The sequence below is a fragment of the Pseudomonas sp. A25(2017) genome (assembly GCF_002001065.1).
In the GTDB taxonomy this organism is placed as follows: Bacteria; Pseudomonadota; Gammaproteobacteria; order Pseudomonadales; family Pseudomonadaceae; genus Aquipseudomonas; species Aquipseudomonas kilonensis.
Map to the genome: position 1 here is coordinate 12,764 of NZ_MUOA01000046.1, position 15,901 is coordinate 28,664.

The following is a 15,901-nucleotide window of genomic DNA, read 5'->3' on the forward strand; positions in this document are numbered from 1 at the left end:
TTCACCATGCTCAAGTACTTTGACCCGCATATCCACATGGTCAGCCGCACCACCGACGATTACCAGAACATGGCCGCCGCCGGCATCACCGGGGTGATCGAGCCGGCCTTCTGGCAGGGCCAGGCCAGGACCAGCGTTGGCAGCTTCATCGACTACTTCGACACGTTGTTGGGCTGGGAGCGTTTTCGCGCCAGCATGTTTGGCATCCATCACTTCTGCACCATTGGCCTGAACCCCAAGGAGGCCAATGACCTGTCGGTGGCCAACGAGGTGCTGGAGATTCTGCCGCGCTACCTGGTGAAAGACGGCGTGGTGGCGGTGGGTGAAATCGGCTACGACGACATCACCCCGGAAGAGGATCGCTTTCTCGCCGCGCAATTGGAGCTGGCCAAGCAATTCAATCTGCCGGTGCTGGTGCACACCCCGCACCGCGACAAGATCGGTGGCACCAAACGCACGCTCGCCGTCATCCGCGAGGTCGGCATCGCCGAACACCTGGTGATCATTGACCACCTCAACGAACTGACGCTGCCCCTGGTGCTGGACAGCGACTGCTGGCGCGGCCACTCCATCTACCCCAACACCAAGATGTCGGAACAGCGCATGGTCGCGCTGCTCCAGCAGTACGGCACGGAAAAAATGGTGGTCAACAGCGCCGCCGACTGGGGCATCAGCGACCCGCTCAAGGTGCCCAAGACCGGCCAGGCAATGTTGGCCGCAGGCTTCAGTGAAGCCCAGGTCGAACAAGTGCTGTTCCACAACCCGGTGGACTTTTTTGCCCAGAGCGGCCAGTTGGACAAAGCCCTGGTCAGCACGCCCCTGCCCATCGATCAGCGACGGCAGTGGCAGGACAACTCCGCCCTGCGCGGCCAGGAACCGGTGATCAAATGAGTGCCCGCACGGGTTGGACGGCCACGCAGATCGGCTATTGCAGCAACGTGCACCCGACCCATGACCTGGGCGGGCTGCGCGCATCCATCGAACGGCATTTCCAGACCGTACGCACACTGCGCGGGCTCGACACGCAGGACAGTGGATTGTGGATCAGCGCCCTCGCCGCCGCCGAACTCCAACAAGCGCCGACCCGTGCGGATTTCCTCGACCTGCTGCAACGCAGCGGACTACGCCTGACCTCACTCAATGGGTTTCCCTATGGCCAATTTCACCAGGGCGCGGTGAAAGCCGACGTCTACCTGCCCAGCTGGGCCGATCCGCAGCGGCTGGCGTACAGCCTGGACCTGGCTCGATTTCTCGCCCAGGCCCTGCCAGCGGACTGTGCCCAAGGGGTGATCTCCAGCCTGCCGCTGGGCTATGCCGCCCACTGGAGCCCGACGCTACAGCAACGTGCCGAGCAGCAACTGCGCGAGCTCACCGCCGGGCTGGCCCGGCTGCAACGTGAGACGGGCAAGAAGATCGTGGTCTGCCTGGAGATGGAGCCCGATTGCGTGCTGGAAAACACCGACCAGGCCATCGCCTTCTTCCGCCACTGGCAAGCCACGGACCCGCACCATGAACACCTGGCGCTGTGCTTTGACGTTTGCCACCAGGCCGTGATGTTCGAAGACTGCTATCAATCACTGGACCGATTGCGTCAGGCCCAGGTCCCCATCGGCAAGATCCAGTTATCCAATGCGCTGATTTGTCGCCTGCCTGAGGACGAGCATCGGCGCGAACAGGTGCTCAAGACATTGAGCGGTTTTGCCGAGCCCACCTACCTGCATCAAGTGAAGGCCCGCGCTGGGCAGGATCGGTTATCGGCCTGGGCCGACCTCCCCGCGGCCCTGGATGATTGTGAGCAGAACCGCGCCTCTCATCCCGAACTGAGGATTCACTTCCACATTCCGCTGTTCAGCGAGCACCTGCTGCTGCCCGAACTCAGCGGCAGCCAGCTTGCCCTGTCGCAGACGTTCGATTTTTTGGCCGACCATGGGGATTTCCGCCCCGTGCTGGAAGTGGAAACCTACAGCTGGGGCGTCCTGCCCAGCCAGTTGCGGCCCACGACCGAGCACGCCCAGCTCCAGGGCATCGCGGCGGAGTTGCATTGGGTCGAGGATCAGTTGCAGCAGCGCCGCTTGCTGCAACCTCAAGCGCTGGAGGCCCATGCCCATGCGCTCTGATCCTGCGCGCCAGCCGCTGCTGCTGATCAACGTGGTCGGCCTGACGCCCGCACTGTTGGGTGCCGCGACGCCCTGCATCAATGCCCTGTTGAAAACGGCCAAGATGGCCACGCTGCAACCGGTGTTCCCGGCGGTCACCTCGACCGTGCAGGCTTCGATCCTTACCGGACAGCCACCGTCGGAACACGGCATCGTCGGCAACGGCTGGTATTTTCGCGATCAGGCCGAAGTGCGTTTCTGGCTGCAACCCAACGCACTGATCCAGGGGGAAAAGGTCTGGCAGACACTCAAGCGTCAGTACCCCGGGTTTCGCTGCAGCCAGTTGTTCTGGTGGTACAACATGTATGCCGACGTGGACGCCGCCATTACCCCACGGCCGCATTATCCGGCCGACGGCCGCAAAATGTTCGGCCTGTATTCGACGCCGGCCTCGTTGCATGAGCGTATCGAGCAGCAGATCGGCGAATTTCCCTTTCCAGGTTTCTGGGGGCCGGCGGCCGGCATCGCCTCGAGCCGCTGGATCGTCGATTGCGCCATCGCCGAATTCCAGCTCAACCGCCCCGACCTGCAATTGATCTACCTGCCCCACCTCGACTACAGCCTGCAACGCCTGGGGCCCGATCACCCGGCGATTGCCGACGAGGTACGGGCCATCGACAGTGAAGTCGGGCGTCTGCTGGACTTTGCCCAAGCGCAAGGCGCGGCGGTGATGCTGCTGTCCGAATACGGGATCGAAGCCGTCACCCAATCCGTTTCCATCAACCGGTTGTTACGTGCCGAGGGCTTGTTGCAGGTACGCCAATCGCTGACCTGGGAATTGCTTGATCCCGGTGCCAGTGCAGCGTTTGCCGTGGCCGATCATCAGGTCGCGCACATCTACGTGAAGCACGCGCGCGACATCCCCCGCGTCAAGGCGCTGTTGCAACGCCAGGCCGGCATCGAGCAGGTACTGGATAAAACCGAACAACAGGCCTGGCAACTGGATCATCCGCGCAGCGGCGAGCTGGTGGCCGTGGCCGCGCCCGGTTACTGGTTCGATTACTACTACTGGTTCGACGAGCGCAAGGCTCCCGACTTTGCCCGCACCGTGGACATCCATCGCAAACCAGGCTACGACCCGCTCGAGCTGTTCATCGACCCGGCCATTCGCTTCCCGAAATTGAAAGTGGCGCGCCGCCTGCTCCAGAAAAAGCTCGGCTTTCGCTACTACATGGACCTGATTCCGCTGGACACCCGCCTGGTCCGCGGCAGCCACGGACGGCTGCCCACGAGCGAGAAGACCGGCCCGCTGCTCATCACCAATTGTGATCTGTCGTTGCCACAGCACCTTGCGGCCACGGCGGTGAAGCAACTGCTCCTGGAACACTTCCAGGGGCGCCCTCATGCCGATACGGCGAATGCCAAGGAGCTTCCATGCGGCGAGCCATTTCCATAACCGTTCTCAGTGCCCTGGCCGGTTTGGCCCAGGCACAGAACACCAACAACTTCGATTGCAGCAACTTCCTGCAGTTTGGAGCAGACATCAACCAGACTCGGACCGCGTTTGCCCAGAGTCCCGAGACCATGGCCTGGAACTGGTTCGTCTGCTTGAACCAACCCAGCACCGCGCAAAGCAGCAATCTGGTGTGGGAGATGATGAAGCCCTCGGACCAGGTCTACCTGCCCAACGGTGCTCCGCCGGGCACCTATGACAGCTCCGTGCCGCTCCCGGCCGCGGTGGTGACGCAAGCCAAGGCACAAGGCATGGACCTGTCCCGATCCTTCCATAACATCAATGCCACCCAACAGGTCGATGGCCTGATCCTGCAAATGGGCGGTGCCGTGCCCGACACCCAACAGGGCAACCCGGTACGCTTTCAGTTGCTGATGGGCAAGGACACGTTCGATTACGTCGTGCAGAAGCAGGTCTACAACATGAATGGCCAGGCCGCCCTGGCCAACGACCTGGACTTCCCCCCCACCGCCTGGGAGTTGAAAGCCGCGTGGCTGTGGATCGGCACAGACACGACCTACCGACAAACCCTGGTGAACGACGGCTACTACATTGCCCAGGCCTACTACCAGCAGGACGACGGTACTTACCAGGTCGGCTATGTGGCATTGAGCGGTCTGCATGTGGTCAACAAACTGAACAGCGATTGGGTCTGGACCACCTTCGAAAACATCAACAACAGTAAATACACCGTCACCAATGCCGCCCCGCCTGCGCCGATGACCAACACCACGGGGCCGACTCCGGCCGCCAAGCCGGTCAATGCCAGCTTCCAGGCCAATAACCGGAACCTGTCGAAGTACGAGTTGATCGGGGTCGAGTTCCAACCCATCACCCAGGTACTGGCCAACTCGCAACTGGAGTCGGCGTTCCAGAACACCTCGTCCTGCCTGGCCTGTCACAGCACTGCCGCTTACTCGAACGACGACGGCTACTTCAATTTCGCCCTGAACCAAGGGGGCGGCATTGTTTACCCGACAGCCCCGCTGCCAGCCTCAGACTTCGATGGCTACAAAAAACTGGACTTTGTCTGGTCGCTGAAACGCGCCCAGTGGCAACGCTAAGGAGCATGACATGAGCGTATTGAATTTCCCCCGTATCTACCTCAACGGCCATATGTTCTGGAACCCACCAACGGCCAACAACAATGACGTGTACCCGCTGTATGACGCAGTCAACGCGGACATCAACTGGCCGTTCATGAACTACTTCGACATCAACGCCGCGAACGCCCCCACCCAGCTGATGCCCTGGGCCATCAAGCCGCTGAAAATGGACGAGCTGCCGGCCTATATGCTGCAGGTACCGACCAATGCCAACCCGAAAACCTACCCGTACATGCCCGCCGAATGGGATCTGTTTGGCGACAACGCCTGCGGCACGGTGAGCTACAAAGGTACTCGCTCGACGATCATTGGCGGCGAGCTGCAGGCCAACACCTACATCACCGAGGATGCGCTGGTTGGCAGGGACTACCAACTGCTCGGCAATCCCTTTGGCAGCAACGCTCCGACTGCCGCGCGCTTCGTGGACGTCAGCCCGTGGCAGAACACCTTCACCGCGTTGTACTTCGACAAGCTGATGCTGGGGGATACCACCTGTGGCCTGACCCTCAATCGCCAGTATCGGATGATGGACCGGTTCCTGAATTTCAATTGGGGCGCCTTCGGTGGCCTGGTGTATGTCACCACCACCTGGCAGTCCTGCTTTCCCCAGGAGAACCTGGAATGGGTCATCGGCGATTCGGCGCTGCTGAGTAACCTCCAGCAGCAGATGAAGCTGCAAGGGGCAAAGGGCCTGATGTTCAGGTTCTCCACCTACCTGACCTGCTACGACAGGAACGGTGTTTTCAACGACTTCCCGTACGTCAACACCCGTTCCAACGCCCCCTCGGATACGGCTCGTCTGCAAGCGATGTATCAGAAGGGCCTGGACAACGTTTCCGGTATTTTCTTCAACCCCGCCTACAGCCGCACCGCCGCGACCTTGGGCCTCTGGTTCGCCGACGAATACCCGACCGCCCCCGCCGGCCTGCGCCTGGTGCCCGTCGCCCCCGTGCCGCTCATTCAAACGAATCCACCTCGTGATGTCGCACCGGCCAAACTGGGTGTAGTGTCGGCCCAAGTCACCGGGAACACCCTGTCACTGGATCTGACCAATACCTTCCCGTTCTATCCGGTGGACCCCACCGCGCCTATCCTGACCGCAGAAAAATTCCAGGCCGGCGACTACCAATTGGGTGTACGCGAGGGTGATCAATTCACTCCGGTGGCCGACTTCGGTTACGAGCAGTACCGCCAGTCCGCCTTTGATGAACGCTCGGGCCTGCTGGACTTCGCACTCAACGACGACAAAGTGAAGGCCTTGCAGTCGGGTACATTGGAACTGCAACGCAAGAGCCCGGCTCCGGCCACACCGCTGACCGCCGCCGCCCAACAGACCTGGACCGCCGAGGTCATAGAAAGCGGCAGTTTCATCGACGTGGGCGACCACAAGACACTGACCATCATGGTGCAGAAAAATGGTCAGCCGGCGGCCAATACCACGCTGTGGGTGGCGGAATATGGCAACCCCTACATGGTGACCACCAGCGACTACTACCTGGCCTCCAGCAATGGGGCCAATTTCACGCTGTTCTTCAACCACCCAAGCGACCCGAACCTGAACAAGGCCAATCTGCCGCACTTCAATGACACGCCGCCCGTGCAAAACTATCTGGCCGAAGGCAGCGGCCGCCGACTGACCGCGCTGCGGAAGATGGATCAACCCAGCGGAGACCCGATCGGTTATCAGCAATTCCTGCAGGGCGAGGGCAAACCGGTCACGATCGACTTGCACCCTTGCCTGGCATTCGACGCCGGCGTCTACGCCACCGGAACCCTGTTCAACGATGTCCACGCCACTCCGGTGGATTACTCTTATGCAGCGACTACCACCGACGCCAATGGCATCGCCCAAGTGAGCTTCAGGGCCGTGGCCCCGGGCTTCCCGACCTTGCGCTTTTTCATCAAGGACGGCACCAGCGATCCGGTCATCCCCTTCAGCTTCCCCCTGCCCCACGCCTACATCGACTTCCTCGCCCCGCTCCGCGTCCTGCCCTTGGACGTGCAGCTGCAACAGGACTTCATCAACTACTGGAACACCGTCTACAAGGATCAGAACGCCGCCACGCAGCTGTGGGAGGGTTTCCTCTACCCACGCATCCTGCAGACCTTCTATTACCTGTACCCGATCATGAACAAGTACATGCCGCTCAACTCCCAGGCGCGAGTGGAAGGCGCCATCGACCAGTTGATTGTGCTGATCAGCAAGCCCTACCAGGAGGAAAGCACGCTCTCGATGCCCATCACCCGTGACATGTCCCAGAGCCTCCGTGCGGTATTGGAGCTGTGGGCCAAGAAACTGGTGAAACGCAACTATCCGCCACAACAACTCAAGATGAGCGATTACGACAACCTCTGAGCTTGTGTGGGAGCTGAGCTTGCGCGCGATGAAGGCACCTCGGTCTTTCGAATGACCGCGTTATCGTTCATCGCGAGCAAGCTTTGCTCCCACAGGCTCGCACCCAGTGTCACTCGGTACTTTTCAAAGGAATGACCTATGAAAACCAGTCTCTTGAACCGGTTGCTGCTGTTGATCCTGCTGTTCAGCCCGCCTCTGTTCGCCCAGGACAGCGGTGCCGTGTACTTCACCATGGGCGTGCACAACACCGAGGGCTGCAACGAACAGAACGGCAACTGCATCGCCAAACGCCTCCCAGGCGAGCCTTCCGATCCGTTTTTCCCGGCGTTCTGGATCAGCGACTGGACCATGTACCGGGTGATGCACAACTACGAAAAAAACCCGCCGCCCTACAGCAATCCACCCTCCACCCTGACCCCGGCGGACTACACCGTCTCCCGAGGAACCAGCTACTACGACACGGCCTATATCCCGGCCGATGGCGATGGTTTCGGTGCGATGATGGAGCACTATGAGAAGTACTGCCTGCCGATCTTCCCGATCAAGAACAACAACTACACTTGCTCCTTCGTGTCCCTGGGCAACAAGGCCTACTTCCTGACCTACCCGCAGGATCGCCCCAAGGACATGCCGGCCTGCTGCATGTTTTCGCCGATGAATCATCCGCCGCGGCAAGACTTCATCCAGCACCTGCCCTACAGCGCCGAGCGCAGCCAAAACCTCGACGGTAGCGTGCAGGCCTACGCGCTGGACCTTCAATCGCCGCAGGGGCCGATCCTGTTCGGCTATGCCTTCTACAAAAAGATGTCGGGACAACCGCCCTACCGGCAGCCCCAGTCGTTCTTTTTCTCCGGTGACACCAGCGTCGCCAATGCCCCCATCGTCAGCCAGAACTACACCAACTTCCGCATCGCCAAACCGGACCCTGCCCAGACCTGGGCGCAAGTGGCCGCGATGTGCCCGGCGAATCCACCGCCGTGCCAACTGTTCGAGCCACCGGCTTCACAGAGCAACGGGCAAAAGGCGCAGTGGAACAAGCTCATGCAGCGCAAACCCTGACAATGACGAAGGATCGCCATGAACATTTCAATCCGCCTCACCGTGGTACTACTGGGCTTGGCGAACCTTCCAGCCCAGGCCTTGGAGCAATCCCAGGAGCAAGCCTTGCGACAGGCGCAGGCCACCAGCCTGAATTGCCAGCCCCCCAGCACCGCGCCGGCGACCAACGCCAGCCAGGATCTGTTCGATCAATACAGCTGGCAGTTGTTCATCGCCATGAACTGGCCCGCCCAGGCGGGGCAACGCGGTGATCCCGACTGCAGTAAACAGCCGGGGGACCCCGGCTACACCGTCTGGCAGACCTACAAGACCGTGGAAGAAACCTTCCTGCCACTGGGGGCCGATCCAGGCCCCTGGAACACCCCACAGCTTGCCAAGAGCCTGGGCATCATCAACATCGCCGCGCTGAAGAACAGCTCCCAGGTGAATGCCGTCGACCAGGCCGTCGGCGGCTGGCTGATCGACCAGGCCGGCAACCCGACCTACTACGACATCTCGGCCAACGAGACCTCCTACAACTACATCGTCGCCAACCAGTTCTATAACGCCGATGTGGTTTCCAGAGCCAACAACATCAACTTTCCCTATGGGGTCATCGAGGTCAAATCGAGCTGGCGCATCCTCACCACGAATGACAACGCCAGCCGCTACCTGACCATGCTCGCGCGCGTGGCCACGTTCGACGACCAAGGCCAGCGCACCGGCGTCACCGAGGCCTACCTGGGGCTGGTGGGCCTGCACGTCATCACTAAGGTGAACGGCTATCCGCAGTGGATCTGGTCGACCTTCGAGCAGATCGACAACGTTGCGCCCAAAACAATGGTGAACGGTGTATGGGTCGACCAGCCGGCAGCCGGCACGGCCTATTCCTACTTCAACCCCAGCGCCCCGGCAGCCACCCTCAACCAGTCGCCCTGCGACTGGCAGACCCAGGGCGCACACCTGGTCTGCGTGCCCAAACCCGGCACCACCTTCCAGACCCCGAACCCGTTGAACCGCTTCACGCCGATCGCCGAGATCACCAACGAGGTCAACGCCCGTTACCGCAGCGACCCGGACCTGCAACGCAGCGTATTGAAGTACTACCAACTCATCACCACCCAACGCCCGCTGATGCCGGACAACCCCAGCAACCCGCTGGGCCAGCCGACCCCCGCCCTTTCGGCCAACGTGACCATGGAAAGCTACATCCAGCCCAACAGCAGTTGCATGAACTGCCACTCCATGGCGACACCGGTCAAGAGTCCCTACAAATCCGATTACTCCTACCTGTTCAAATTCGCCAATGCGCCTGTCGGCAACACCATCAAGGACGAGGAATAACTCATGAGCATCCTGAACGGACCACGGCTGAACTTCTGGGGCGGCATCCGCACCGACGTCAGCCTGCCGAACAACTCCCCGACCATTCCTTACGATGGCAACGATGACTGGCCGCTCTTCGACCTGACCACCTCGACCCTGGCACCGGGCGCCGAGTCCTACTCCGATGACCAGTTGAACAACATGATCAATGCTCCCACCGGCGACTACTACACCGCCGGTGGCTGGAATCACTACGGGCAACATGTCGTCGACATGCAGAACGCCCTGATCAGCTCCCAGGGCATCCCCGGCAGCATCAACACCACCGGCGACCTGGTGGGCCAGGCCGTCTATTTGCTCGGTTCGGTGGACCCGGTGACCGGCCAGGGGCCCGTTTCCGGCCCGATGATGGTGGACCTGGACCCCACCGCCTCGACGACCACCCAAATCTTCGTCGGTGGCCTGCAGATCGGTGGCAACGACAACATCCAACTGCTGATCCGCAGCAACACCGTGTGCAGCAGTTTCGACGTGGCGGGACGTGTGCTGCTGCCGAAAAAAATGGACGCGCCGGGCTCTTTCCACGCCAGCGGCACCTTTCAACTGACCTTTCCCTTGAGCAGCATTGTCAGTTGGAACCAGAACAGCAGCGGCCTGCGCTCGATCATCCAGGCACCGGGGGCGACGGGCATCGTCCTGCGTTTCGTCATGTTCGAAATGTGCCCGACGATGACCACCGAACAACTGGACGCCGACTACGCCGCCGGCAAGTACACGCCCAACCCGAGCATCGGCCGGGTCATCGGCACACTGGCCCCGGCCTTCGCCGACGAGCCGCTGAACTGCCAGCCGGGCCGGCAACTGGTCAACCAGAGTACCGGTAATGCCGGCTATGCCGACCTGGGCGACACCGGTTACCTGAGCATCGACATGGTGAACGTCATTCCGAAGGAAACCTTCCGGGCCGCCAGGGACGACATCACCAGCCCGATCGGCCCCAACGCCGATTACGGGACCGTGACCATCAGCGCCGGCGCCACCACCCTGACGACCCTGGAGCCGACCAGCCGCTTTTTATTCGACTACTACGTGTATGGCGGCATCGTCGACCTGCCCCTGACCGCCGACCAGCTGCAGGCAGTACGCACCTCTGCCTTGGCGATCAACGCACCGGGCAAGGTCGCCGGTACCACGTTGCAAGCCACCGAGTCGACCTATCGGATCTATGCCGACCAGCGCAACGTCTACCTGGAGGACTATCCCAACGGCCTGTCGATCACCTTGCAGGTCAGGTACCTGGGCGGAGCGGTCCCCAGTACGACCGAAATCGGCCTGCAGGCAATCCCGGCAGCGGATCCTCCCACGTACAAAGAACCGCAGTACTGGGACTTCCTCGACTACCCTGACTCGCTGACGGTCAGCGCCGGCCAGCTTTCAGTCTGCTTCCCCGTCAGCGTCAAGCCGGGCAGCGCCGCCCAGGCCGGTTTCGTCGCCCTGACCTGCACGGCCAACGGCCTCGACAGCAGCGCTTACTTCACAAACTTTCGCAAGTACGCCCAGACCGACTTCGGCATTCCCCAGGGCACCACCATCACCTGGCCGCTGATGTACCCCAACGTGCTGCGCTTTCACTACCTGGCGTTCCCCGCCATGTCGCGCTATATCCCGCTGAATCAGCCCGATGCAATCAAGGGTGCCAAGAACCCCATCCTCGCCCGCACCTCGGATGCCTACAAAGGCACCACGCTGTTCATGCCGGTGGTGCGCTCGATGTCGCCCTGCCAACGGGCGTTGCTGCGGGCCTATCTCACCGGTGAACCGTGGCAACCGCCGCAATGACCGTATCCCCTGCTCATTCACGGAGAGAGCCTATGCCCGTTCCCCTTCAGATCCCCGCACACCCCGGGGAAAGCCTGCGCCCCAGCACCCTGGTCGCCGAGGACTTGCTGAACCCTCGCGGCCTCTGCCTGCAAGCCGACGGCAGCCTGCTGCTCACCGAAGCAGGCTCGGGGTTGCCCGACCAACCCTTCAGCGGCCGTATCAGTCGACTGCGACCGGATCCGCAGCGGCCCGGCGCCTACCTGCCCCGCGAAACCCTGGCGCAAGGGTTTCGCGCCATGAACATGCAGGCGCGCATGCTGCGCGATGAAATCATGGGGGTGTCGGACATCGCCTGCGGTGACGGACGCTGCCTGGTCAGCCAGACCGATTATGTCGCCGGGTCCAAACTGCTGGACCTGCAATTCACACCGCCCGAACCGGTCTTTCATAGCCGTGGCAACCTGAATGCGCTGTGCTACCACCCGACCCGCGGCAGTTGGCTGGCCGTCAAGCCCGATACTAATCAGTTGGTGGAGTTCGTCACAGGCCAGGAAGAGCGCGTGCTGGCCCAACTGCCCGAACTGGATCAAGGCCAGGAAGCCGTTCCCGTGACGCTGGTGTACGAACCGGCGACAGACGCCGTGCTGATCAGCCTGTTCTCGGGCGAACTGCACGGCAACCCGAACCGCAAGGGCATCGACTTTGCCGAGAAGGCCGGCCAGGTGATCCGGGTCTGGCCCGCCAGTGCCAGGATCGACATCCTGATTTGCGGCCTGCAACTGCCCACCGGGCTGGCGCTGCGCCCCAACGGCCAACTGCTGGTGCTGGAACTCTGCGAGCGCCTGCAACAACCGCTGCTCCCCGACTGGAACGGCGAACCCCTGCATGGCGGCTTTACCCGGTTCAGTGGGCGACTGCTGAGCTGCGACTTGCAAACCGCCCAGGTCACGGTGCTCGCCCGCGACCTGGATACCCCTTCCAACCTGTGCCTGTTACCGGACGCGGTACTGGTCAGCGAAGGCATGGGGCTGGTCGGGCGGCCACTGCCCACGGCAGATGAAGGCGTGGTGCCGTTAAGTGGCAGACTTCGTCGGGTGCAACTCTGAACAAACGCTCAAGGCCACAGGCAAAAAAAACGGCGCTTACCCTTCATGGGGTAGGTGCCGTTTTTCCTTGACTCAGCCAGCGGTGACCGTCATGCCACCGTCCGCCATGACCACCGAACCGACGATAAAGCTGGCACGGTCCGACGCCAGGAACGCTACCACCTCGGCAATTTCTTCCGGCTGTGCGGCCCGGCCGATAGGCGCGGCTTGACCATGCTGGGCAAGGAACGCCGGGCCGTCCTCGACCACGTCATTGAGGATGTTGGTGACCACATCGCCAACGCCGACCGCATTGACACGAATACCCTGTTCGATGGCTTCCAGCGCCAGGGTCCGCGTCAGTTGCGCCAGGGCGCCCTTGGAGGCGGTGTAGGCAGCAATGGTCGGGAAGGCAAAATAGGACGCGTAGGAGGCAATGTTGACGATGGCCCCCGACTGGTTGGGCATCATCGCCTTGACCGCTTCGCGTGAATGCAGGAAGGCCGCGGTGGCGTTGACCGCCTGGATGCGCTCCCAGTCCTGACGCGTCATGTCGATCACCAGTTTGTTGATGATGATCCCGGCATTGTTGACCAGGATGTCCAGCCGGCCGAACTGCTCGAGCGCCAGGCCGACGGCGCGCTCGGCGGCGCCGTCCTCGGTGATGTCGGCCTCCAGCGGTACCAGCCCGGGACGAGCCAACTCATGGACGGCGGGGTTGATATCTTCCGCAACCACCTTGGCGCCACGGGCATGCAACAGCAAAGCAATGGCTTTGCCGATGCCACTGGCGGCGCCGGTGACCAGTGCAACCTTGCCTTCGACTTCGTGGGGAATGCTGTGTTGGAAATGGGTCATGATCGCTCTCCTGCGTGAGCAGGCCGACGAGGCATTCGCCGGCCCGACGCCCGTGGGCGCTGTCGTTATCGACGGCTTCACTCTCTCGCAACGGAGAATGCCGGGCTTTCGCAGGCTTGCTGGGACTGTCGGGGTTTTGCGCAAAATGTGGCCAGGGATCGCCCCCGCTGGGCCCTGTAGGAGCTGGCGAAGCCTGCGATCTTTTGATCTTGATCTTGATCTTTCGCTTGAGATTCTAGTGTCTGGGGAAAGATCGCAGCCTCGTTGCACTCGACAGCTCCTACACAGCTCCTACAGAGTCAGGAACAGTGCCGAGGTCCAGACCCGTGATTGATCCCGCTGGCGGGCGCAGATGAACAACGGGTGTTCACGACCTGGCTCAAGACCCAACCGGGCAAGTTCGATTGTCCCCTCCAACTCACGGGGCAGCGCTGCGGCGGTCACCCGTTCCAGGGACACCTTCAACTCCGCGCCCGGCAACTCTTCGACCACTTGCGATTGCGCCAGCAACTGTTCGCCGGACAGCGCCATCAACACCGTCGGCGCGTGTACGTAAGGTTGCGGTTCGGACGGGTCGCCGACCTTGACGTAGTTGTCGATACGGCTGTGGACCTGCAACGTCGCGCCGGCCAGTTGCGACAGGTCGATTTCGATGCTGTCGGTATCGCCGTTGGTGTCGGTGCGAAACGCCAGGACTGTCGCATCCTTGCGCCATACGGTCTGCTCGGGATGGTCGAGGCCCAAGGCGCGGAAGCCATTGATGACCGCCCCCGTGATGCGGATCTCACCGGTCCAGTAGGCGCCGCGATAACGGTCCTTGATCCGTGCGCCCCCCAGGCGCAGGCGAACGCGTTGCTTGCTAAAACCCAGCTCCTGATGCAGGTTGCGCGACCAGATCAGCTTGTCGCCATCGAACAGATCGACCTGCTCCCAGCCCGCCTCGCCCAACAGTCGATAGTCCAGCGAGGCATTCGAATCGGCGGTGAAAACCTCACCCATGAAATGCTTGCCCTGGCGCAGGTTGGCAAACGAGCGTTCACCTGTCGTGGCAAACGTGCGGCGGGCGCGCAGGGCCTTGCCAACACTGGCGCGGTCGAAAGCCTCGGCGACAACGCCGGTCAGCCCGCCACGGGAACCGAACACCGCCGTGGCCGGCACGCCGCCACCGCAGCGGCCCTGGTGTTCATCACTGTTCGCCGCGGCGCCCACCCGATAACCGCGCTGCAACGCTTCGGCGTAGACCCAATGGAACTGGCCCCAGGCCGAACCGACCTCGATCAGCCGCTCGAGCTCCGGGTGATGCCAGTCGAGGTTGCAACGGCGTCCGCCGACGTGGGGCATCATCAGATGCCCTTCGGGGTCCTTGGCATAGGCGGCGTACAACTCGTCCACCGGCCAGGCGCCCGGCTTGATGGTGCCGGCGGTGAACTCGTTCCATTCGAAGGAACGCACCAGCCGCCCCTGGTTGTCGAAGGGGAACTCGGGCTTGCGGTCATGCAGGAACACCACGTTGCGGTCGCCGCCGGCGCAAGAATTGCCGCACCATTCGGTGCCGGGATAACAAACAAATCGCCCCGGTTCGTTGAGTTCGTGAATCAGCTTGACCGCCTGGTCCCAGCGTTGCTCGGTGATATTGAAGTCATTGGCGGTGTAACCGAGTACATCGAGCCCGGCGACATCGCGACCGTAGCTAAGGTTATAGAGGGTGTCGTTGGTGCCCACCGTGTCATCGGAATGCACATGCAGGTCGGCGTAGAGCGGGCGCAACGCTGTACCGGCCGGGTCGACGGTAACAAAGGCCTGGGCGCCGTAGACAAAAGGCTCTGCCACCTTGGCGGACAAACGCCACTCGCCCACGGCCCCAAGATCAAGCCCCTCGAGCCGGGCCGTGGCCCAACCTTCGGCGGCCAGAGTGAACGGCTGTTGGCGCTCGCCGCCTTCTGGATCCACGAGGGTCAAGACACCGTTGAGCGGCAAGTTTCGGCAGGTGTTGCCCCAGGCATCGTCCACCCGCAACAGGACATCGAACGCCTCACCGGCGCTGACCAATCGAGGCACGATCAACTGCACGTTCCGCGCCGGCCCCGGCACGATGTCCAGCAAGGGATCACCCGGCACCTCGGCAAATTTCGAGCTGCCCAACGGGTCGATGAACAGACGGAAACGGAAGTCTTTCTCGACGAAACTCTGCACCCGCGTCCCCGCCCCGCCCTGGCGTCGGTCGCCCAGACGAATGATGACCTTGTCGCCCGGGTTCAGGTAACCGTCGATGATGTCGATGATGATCGCTTTCTGGAACGGCCGTTCATGGCCCTTCTGGTCGAAGCGCACTTTCAAGTGCTGCACCGTGGCCTGGCTCTGGCCACGCACCAGTTCACCCGCGTGGTATTCGGCGCTGACGTAGTTGGGGCCGGACGGGTTCGAGGTCTGGAACAAAGCCCAGTCGGAGTAGAACTTGAAGGCCAGCTTGAGCCAGGCACCGTCCGCCAGGCCGCTGCCACCGACCTCGTAGACCAAGGTAATTTCATCCCACTGCCCGGCGACCAGCGTGTCACGGTCACAGTGGACGCTGCCCAGGAACGGACGTTTCTTGTTGCGCTCGTACAGGCCTTGCGGGGCGATGTAATGCCCGGCTTCGCGGGGATCGAAAACGTTACTCACATGACACCTCGTGCAGTGGTCCACTGAAGGTTTGAAAGGGG

Annotated in this window: 11 protein-coding genes; 9 read left to right on the forward strand and 2 right to left on the reverse strand. The window is 62.0% G+C overall.

Annotation, left to right across the window (positions count from 1 at the left end; all coding sequences use genetic code 11):
- Positions 1 to 6 precede the first annotated feature (6 nt).
- The 9 genes from B0E42_RS07275 to B0E42_RS07315 all read left to right on the forward strand — a co-directional run bounded on the left by B0E42_RS07275 (position 7) and on the right by B0E42_RS07315 (position 12,362).
- Positions 7 to 891, forward strand: a complete 885-nt coding sequence (locus tag B0E42_RS07275; RefSeq protein WP_018603866.1) for a TatD family hydrolase — start codon at positions 7 to 9, stop codon at positions 889 to 891.
- The gene (gene eboE, locus B0E42_RS07280) at positions 888 to 2,117 is read left to right on the forward strand and encodes a metabolite traffic protein EboE (protein WP_077506102.1); all 1,230 of its coding nucleotides are present in this window, start codon (positions 888 to 890) and stop codon (positions 2,115 to 2,117) included. Before B0E42_RS07275 ends, eboE begins: the two co-directional genes overlap by 4 nt.
- On the forward strand, positions 2,107 to 3,552 hold the full coding sequence (locus B0E42_RS07285) for an alkaline phosphatase family protein (RefSeq protein ID WP_077506103.1): 1,446 nt from the start codon (positions 2,107 to 2,109) through the stop codon (positions 3,550 to 3,552). The genes eboE and B0E42_RS07285 overlap by 11 nt, the downstream gene beginning before the upstream one ends.
- On the forward strand, positions 3,531 to 4,673 hold the full coding sequence (locus B0E42_RS07290) for a hypothetical protein (RefSeq protein ID WP_077506104.1): 1,143 nt from the start codon (positions 3,531 to 3,533) through the stop codon (positions 4,671 to 4,673). The genes B0E42_RS07285 and B0E42_RS07290 overlap by 22 nt, the downstream gene beginning before the upstream one ends.
- Before the next feature lie 10 nt (positions 4,674 to 4,683).
- Positions 4,684 to 7,071, forward strand: coding sequence for a hypothetical protein (locus B0E42_RS07295; protein WP_077506105.1), 2,388 nt, complete (start codon positions 4,684 to 4,686; stop codon positions 7,069 to 7,071).
- Positions 7,072 to 7,209: 138 nt separating this feature from the next.
- A complete protein-coding gene (locus B0E42_RS07300) occupies positions 7,210 to 8,130 on the forward strand; it encodes a hypothetical protein (protein ID WP_018603856.1) in 921 nt (306 codons plus the stop codon).
- A gap of 18 nt (positions 8,131 to 8,148) precedes the next feature.
- The gene (locus B0E42_RS07305) at positions 8,149 to 9,453 is read left to right on the forward strand and encodes a hypothetical protein (protein WP_018603854.1); all 1,305 of its coding nucleotides are present in this window, start codon (positions 8,149 to 8,151) and stop codon (positions 9,451 to 9,453) included.
- A 3-nt stretch (positions 9,454 to 9,456) separates the two neighbouring features.
- Positions 9,457 to 11,274, forward strand: a complete 1,818-nt coding sequence (locus B0E42_RS07310) for a hypothetical protein (protein ID WP_077506106.1) — start codon at positions 9,457 to 9,459, stop codon at positions 11,272 to 11,274.
- A 32-nt stretch (positions 11,275 to 11,306) separates the two neighbouring features.
- The gene (locus B0E42_RS07315) at positions 11,307 to 12,362 is read left to right on the forward strand and encodes a hypothetical protein (RefSeq protein ID WP_077506107.1); all 1,056 of its coding nucleotides are present in this window, start codon (positions 11,307 to 11,309) and stop codon (positions 12,360 to 12,362) included.
- A 72-nt stretch (positions 12,363 to 12,434) separates the two neighbouring features.
- Here B0E42_RS07315 and B0E42_RS07320 read toward each other — a convergent pair whose 3' ends face one another.
- Both B0E42_RS07320 and B0E42_RS07325 read right to left on the reverse strand, forming a co-directional pair.
- Positions 12,435 to 13,199 carry an SDR family NAD(P)-dependent oxidoreductase gene (locus B0E42_RS07320; RefSeq protein WP_053179198.1) on the reverse strand — a complete coding sequence of 255 codons (765 nt, stop codon included), beginning with the start codon at positions 13,197 to 13,199 and terminating at the stop codon, positions 12,435 to 12,437.
- A gap of 291 nt (positions 13,200 to 13,490) precedes the next feature.
- On the reverse strand, positions 13,491 to 15,860 hold the full coding sequence (locus B0E42_RS07325) for a hypothetical protein (RefSeq protein ID WP_077506108.1): 2,370 nt from the start codon (positions 15,858 to 15,860) through the stop codon (positions 13,491 to 13,493).
- Positions 15,861 to 15,901 lie beyond the last annotated feature (41 nt).

What these genes read in the sequence shown, in the direction of transcription:
- B0E42_RS07275 (WP_018603866.1), top strand. Translation starts at nt 7, where the DNA reads ATGCTCAAGTACTTTGACCCGCATATCCACATGGTCAGCCGCACCACC.
- eboE (WP_077506102.1), top strand. Translation starts at nt 888, where the DNA reads ATGAGTGCCCGCACGGGTTGGACGGCCACGCAGATCGGCTATTGCAGC.
- B0E42_RS07285 (WP_077506103.1), top strand. Translation starts at nt 2,107, where the DNA reads ATGCGCTCTGATCCTGCGCGCCAGCCGCTGCTGCTGATCAACGTGGTC.
- B0E42_RS07290 (WP_077506104.1), top strand. Translation starts at nt 3,531, where the DNA reads ATGCGGCGAGCCATTTCCATAACCGTTCTCAGTGCCCTGGCCGGTTTG.
- B0E42_RS07295 (WP_077506105.1), top strand. Translation starts at nt 4,684, where the DNA reads ATGAGCGTATTGAATTTCCCCCGTATCTACCTCAACGGCCATATGTTC.
- B0E42_RS07300 (WP_018603856.1), top strand. Translation starts at nt 7,210, where the DNA reads ATGAAAACCAGTCTCTTGAACCGGTTGCTGCTGTTGATCCTGCTGTTC.
- B0E42_RS07305 (WP_018603854.1), top strand. Translation starts at nt 8,149, where the DNA reads ATGAACATTTCAATCCGCCTCACCGTGGTACTACTGGGCTTGGCGAAC.
- B0E42_RS07310 (WP_077506106.1), top strand. Translation starts at nt 9,457, where the DNA reads ATGAGCATCCTGAACGGACCACGGCTGAACTTCTGGGGCGGCATCCGC.
- B0E42_RS07315 (WP_077506107.1), top strand. Translation starts at nt 11,307, where the DNA reads ATGCCCGTTCCCCTTCAGATCCCCGCACACCCCGGGGAAAGCCTGCGC.
- B0E42_RS07320 (WP_053179198.1), bottom strand. Translation starts at nt 13,199, where the DNA reads ATGACCCATTTCCAACACAGCATTCCCCACGAAGTCGAAGGCAAGGTT.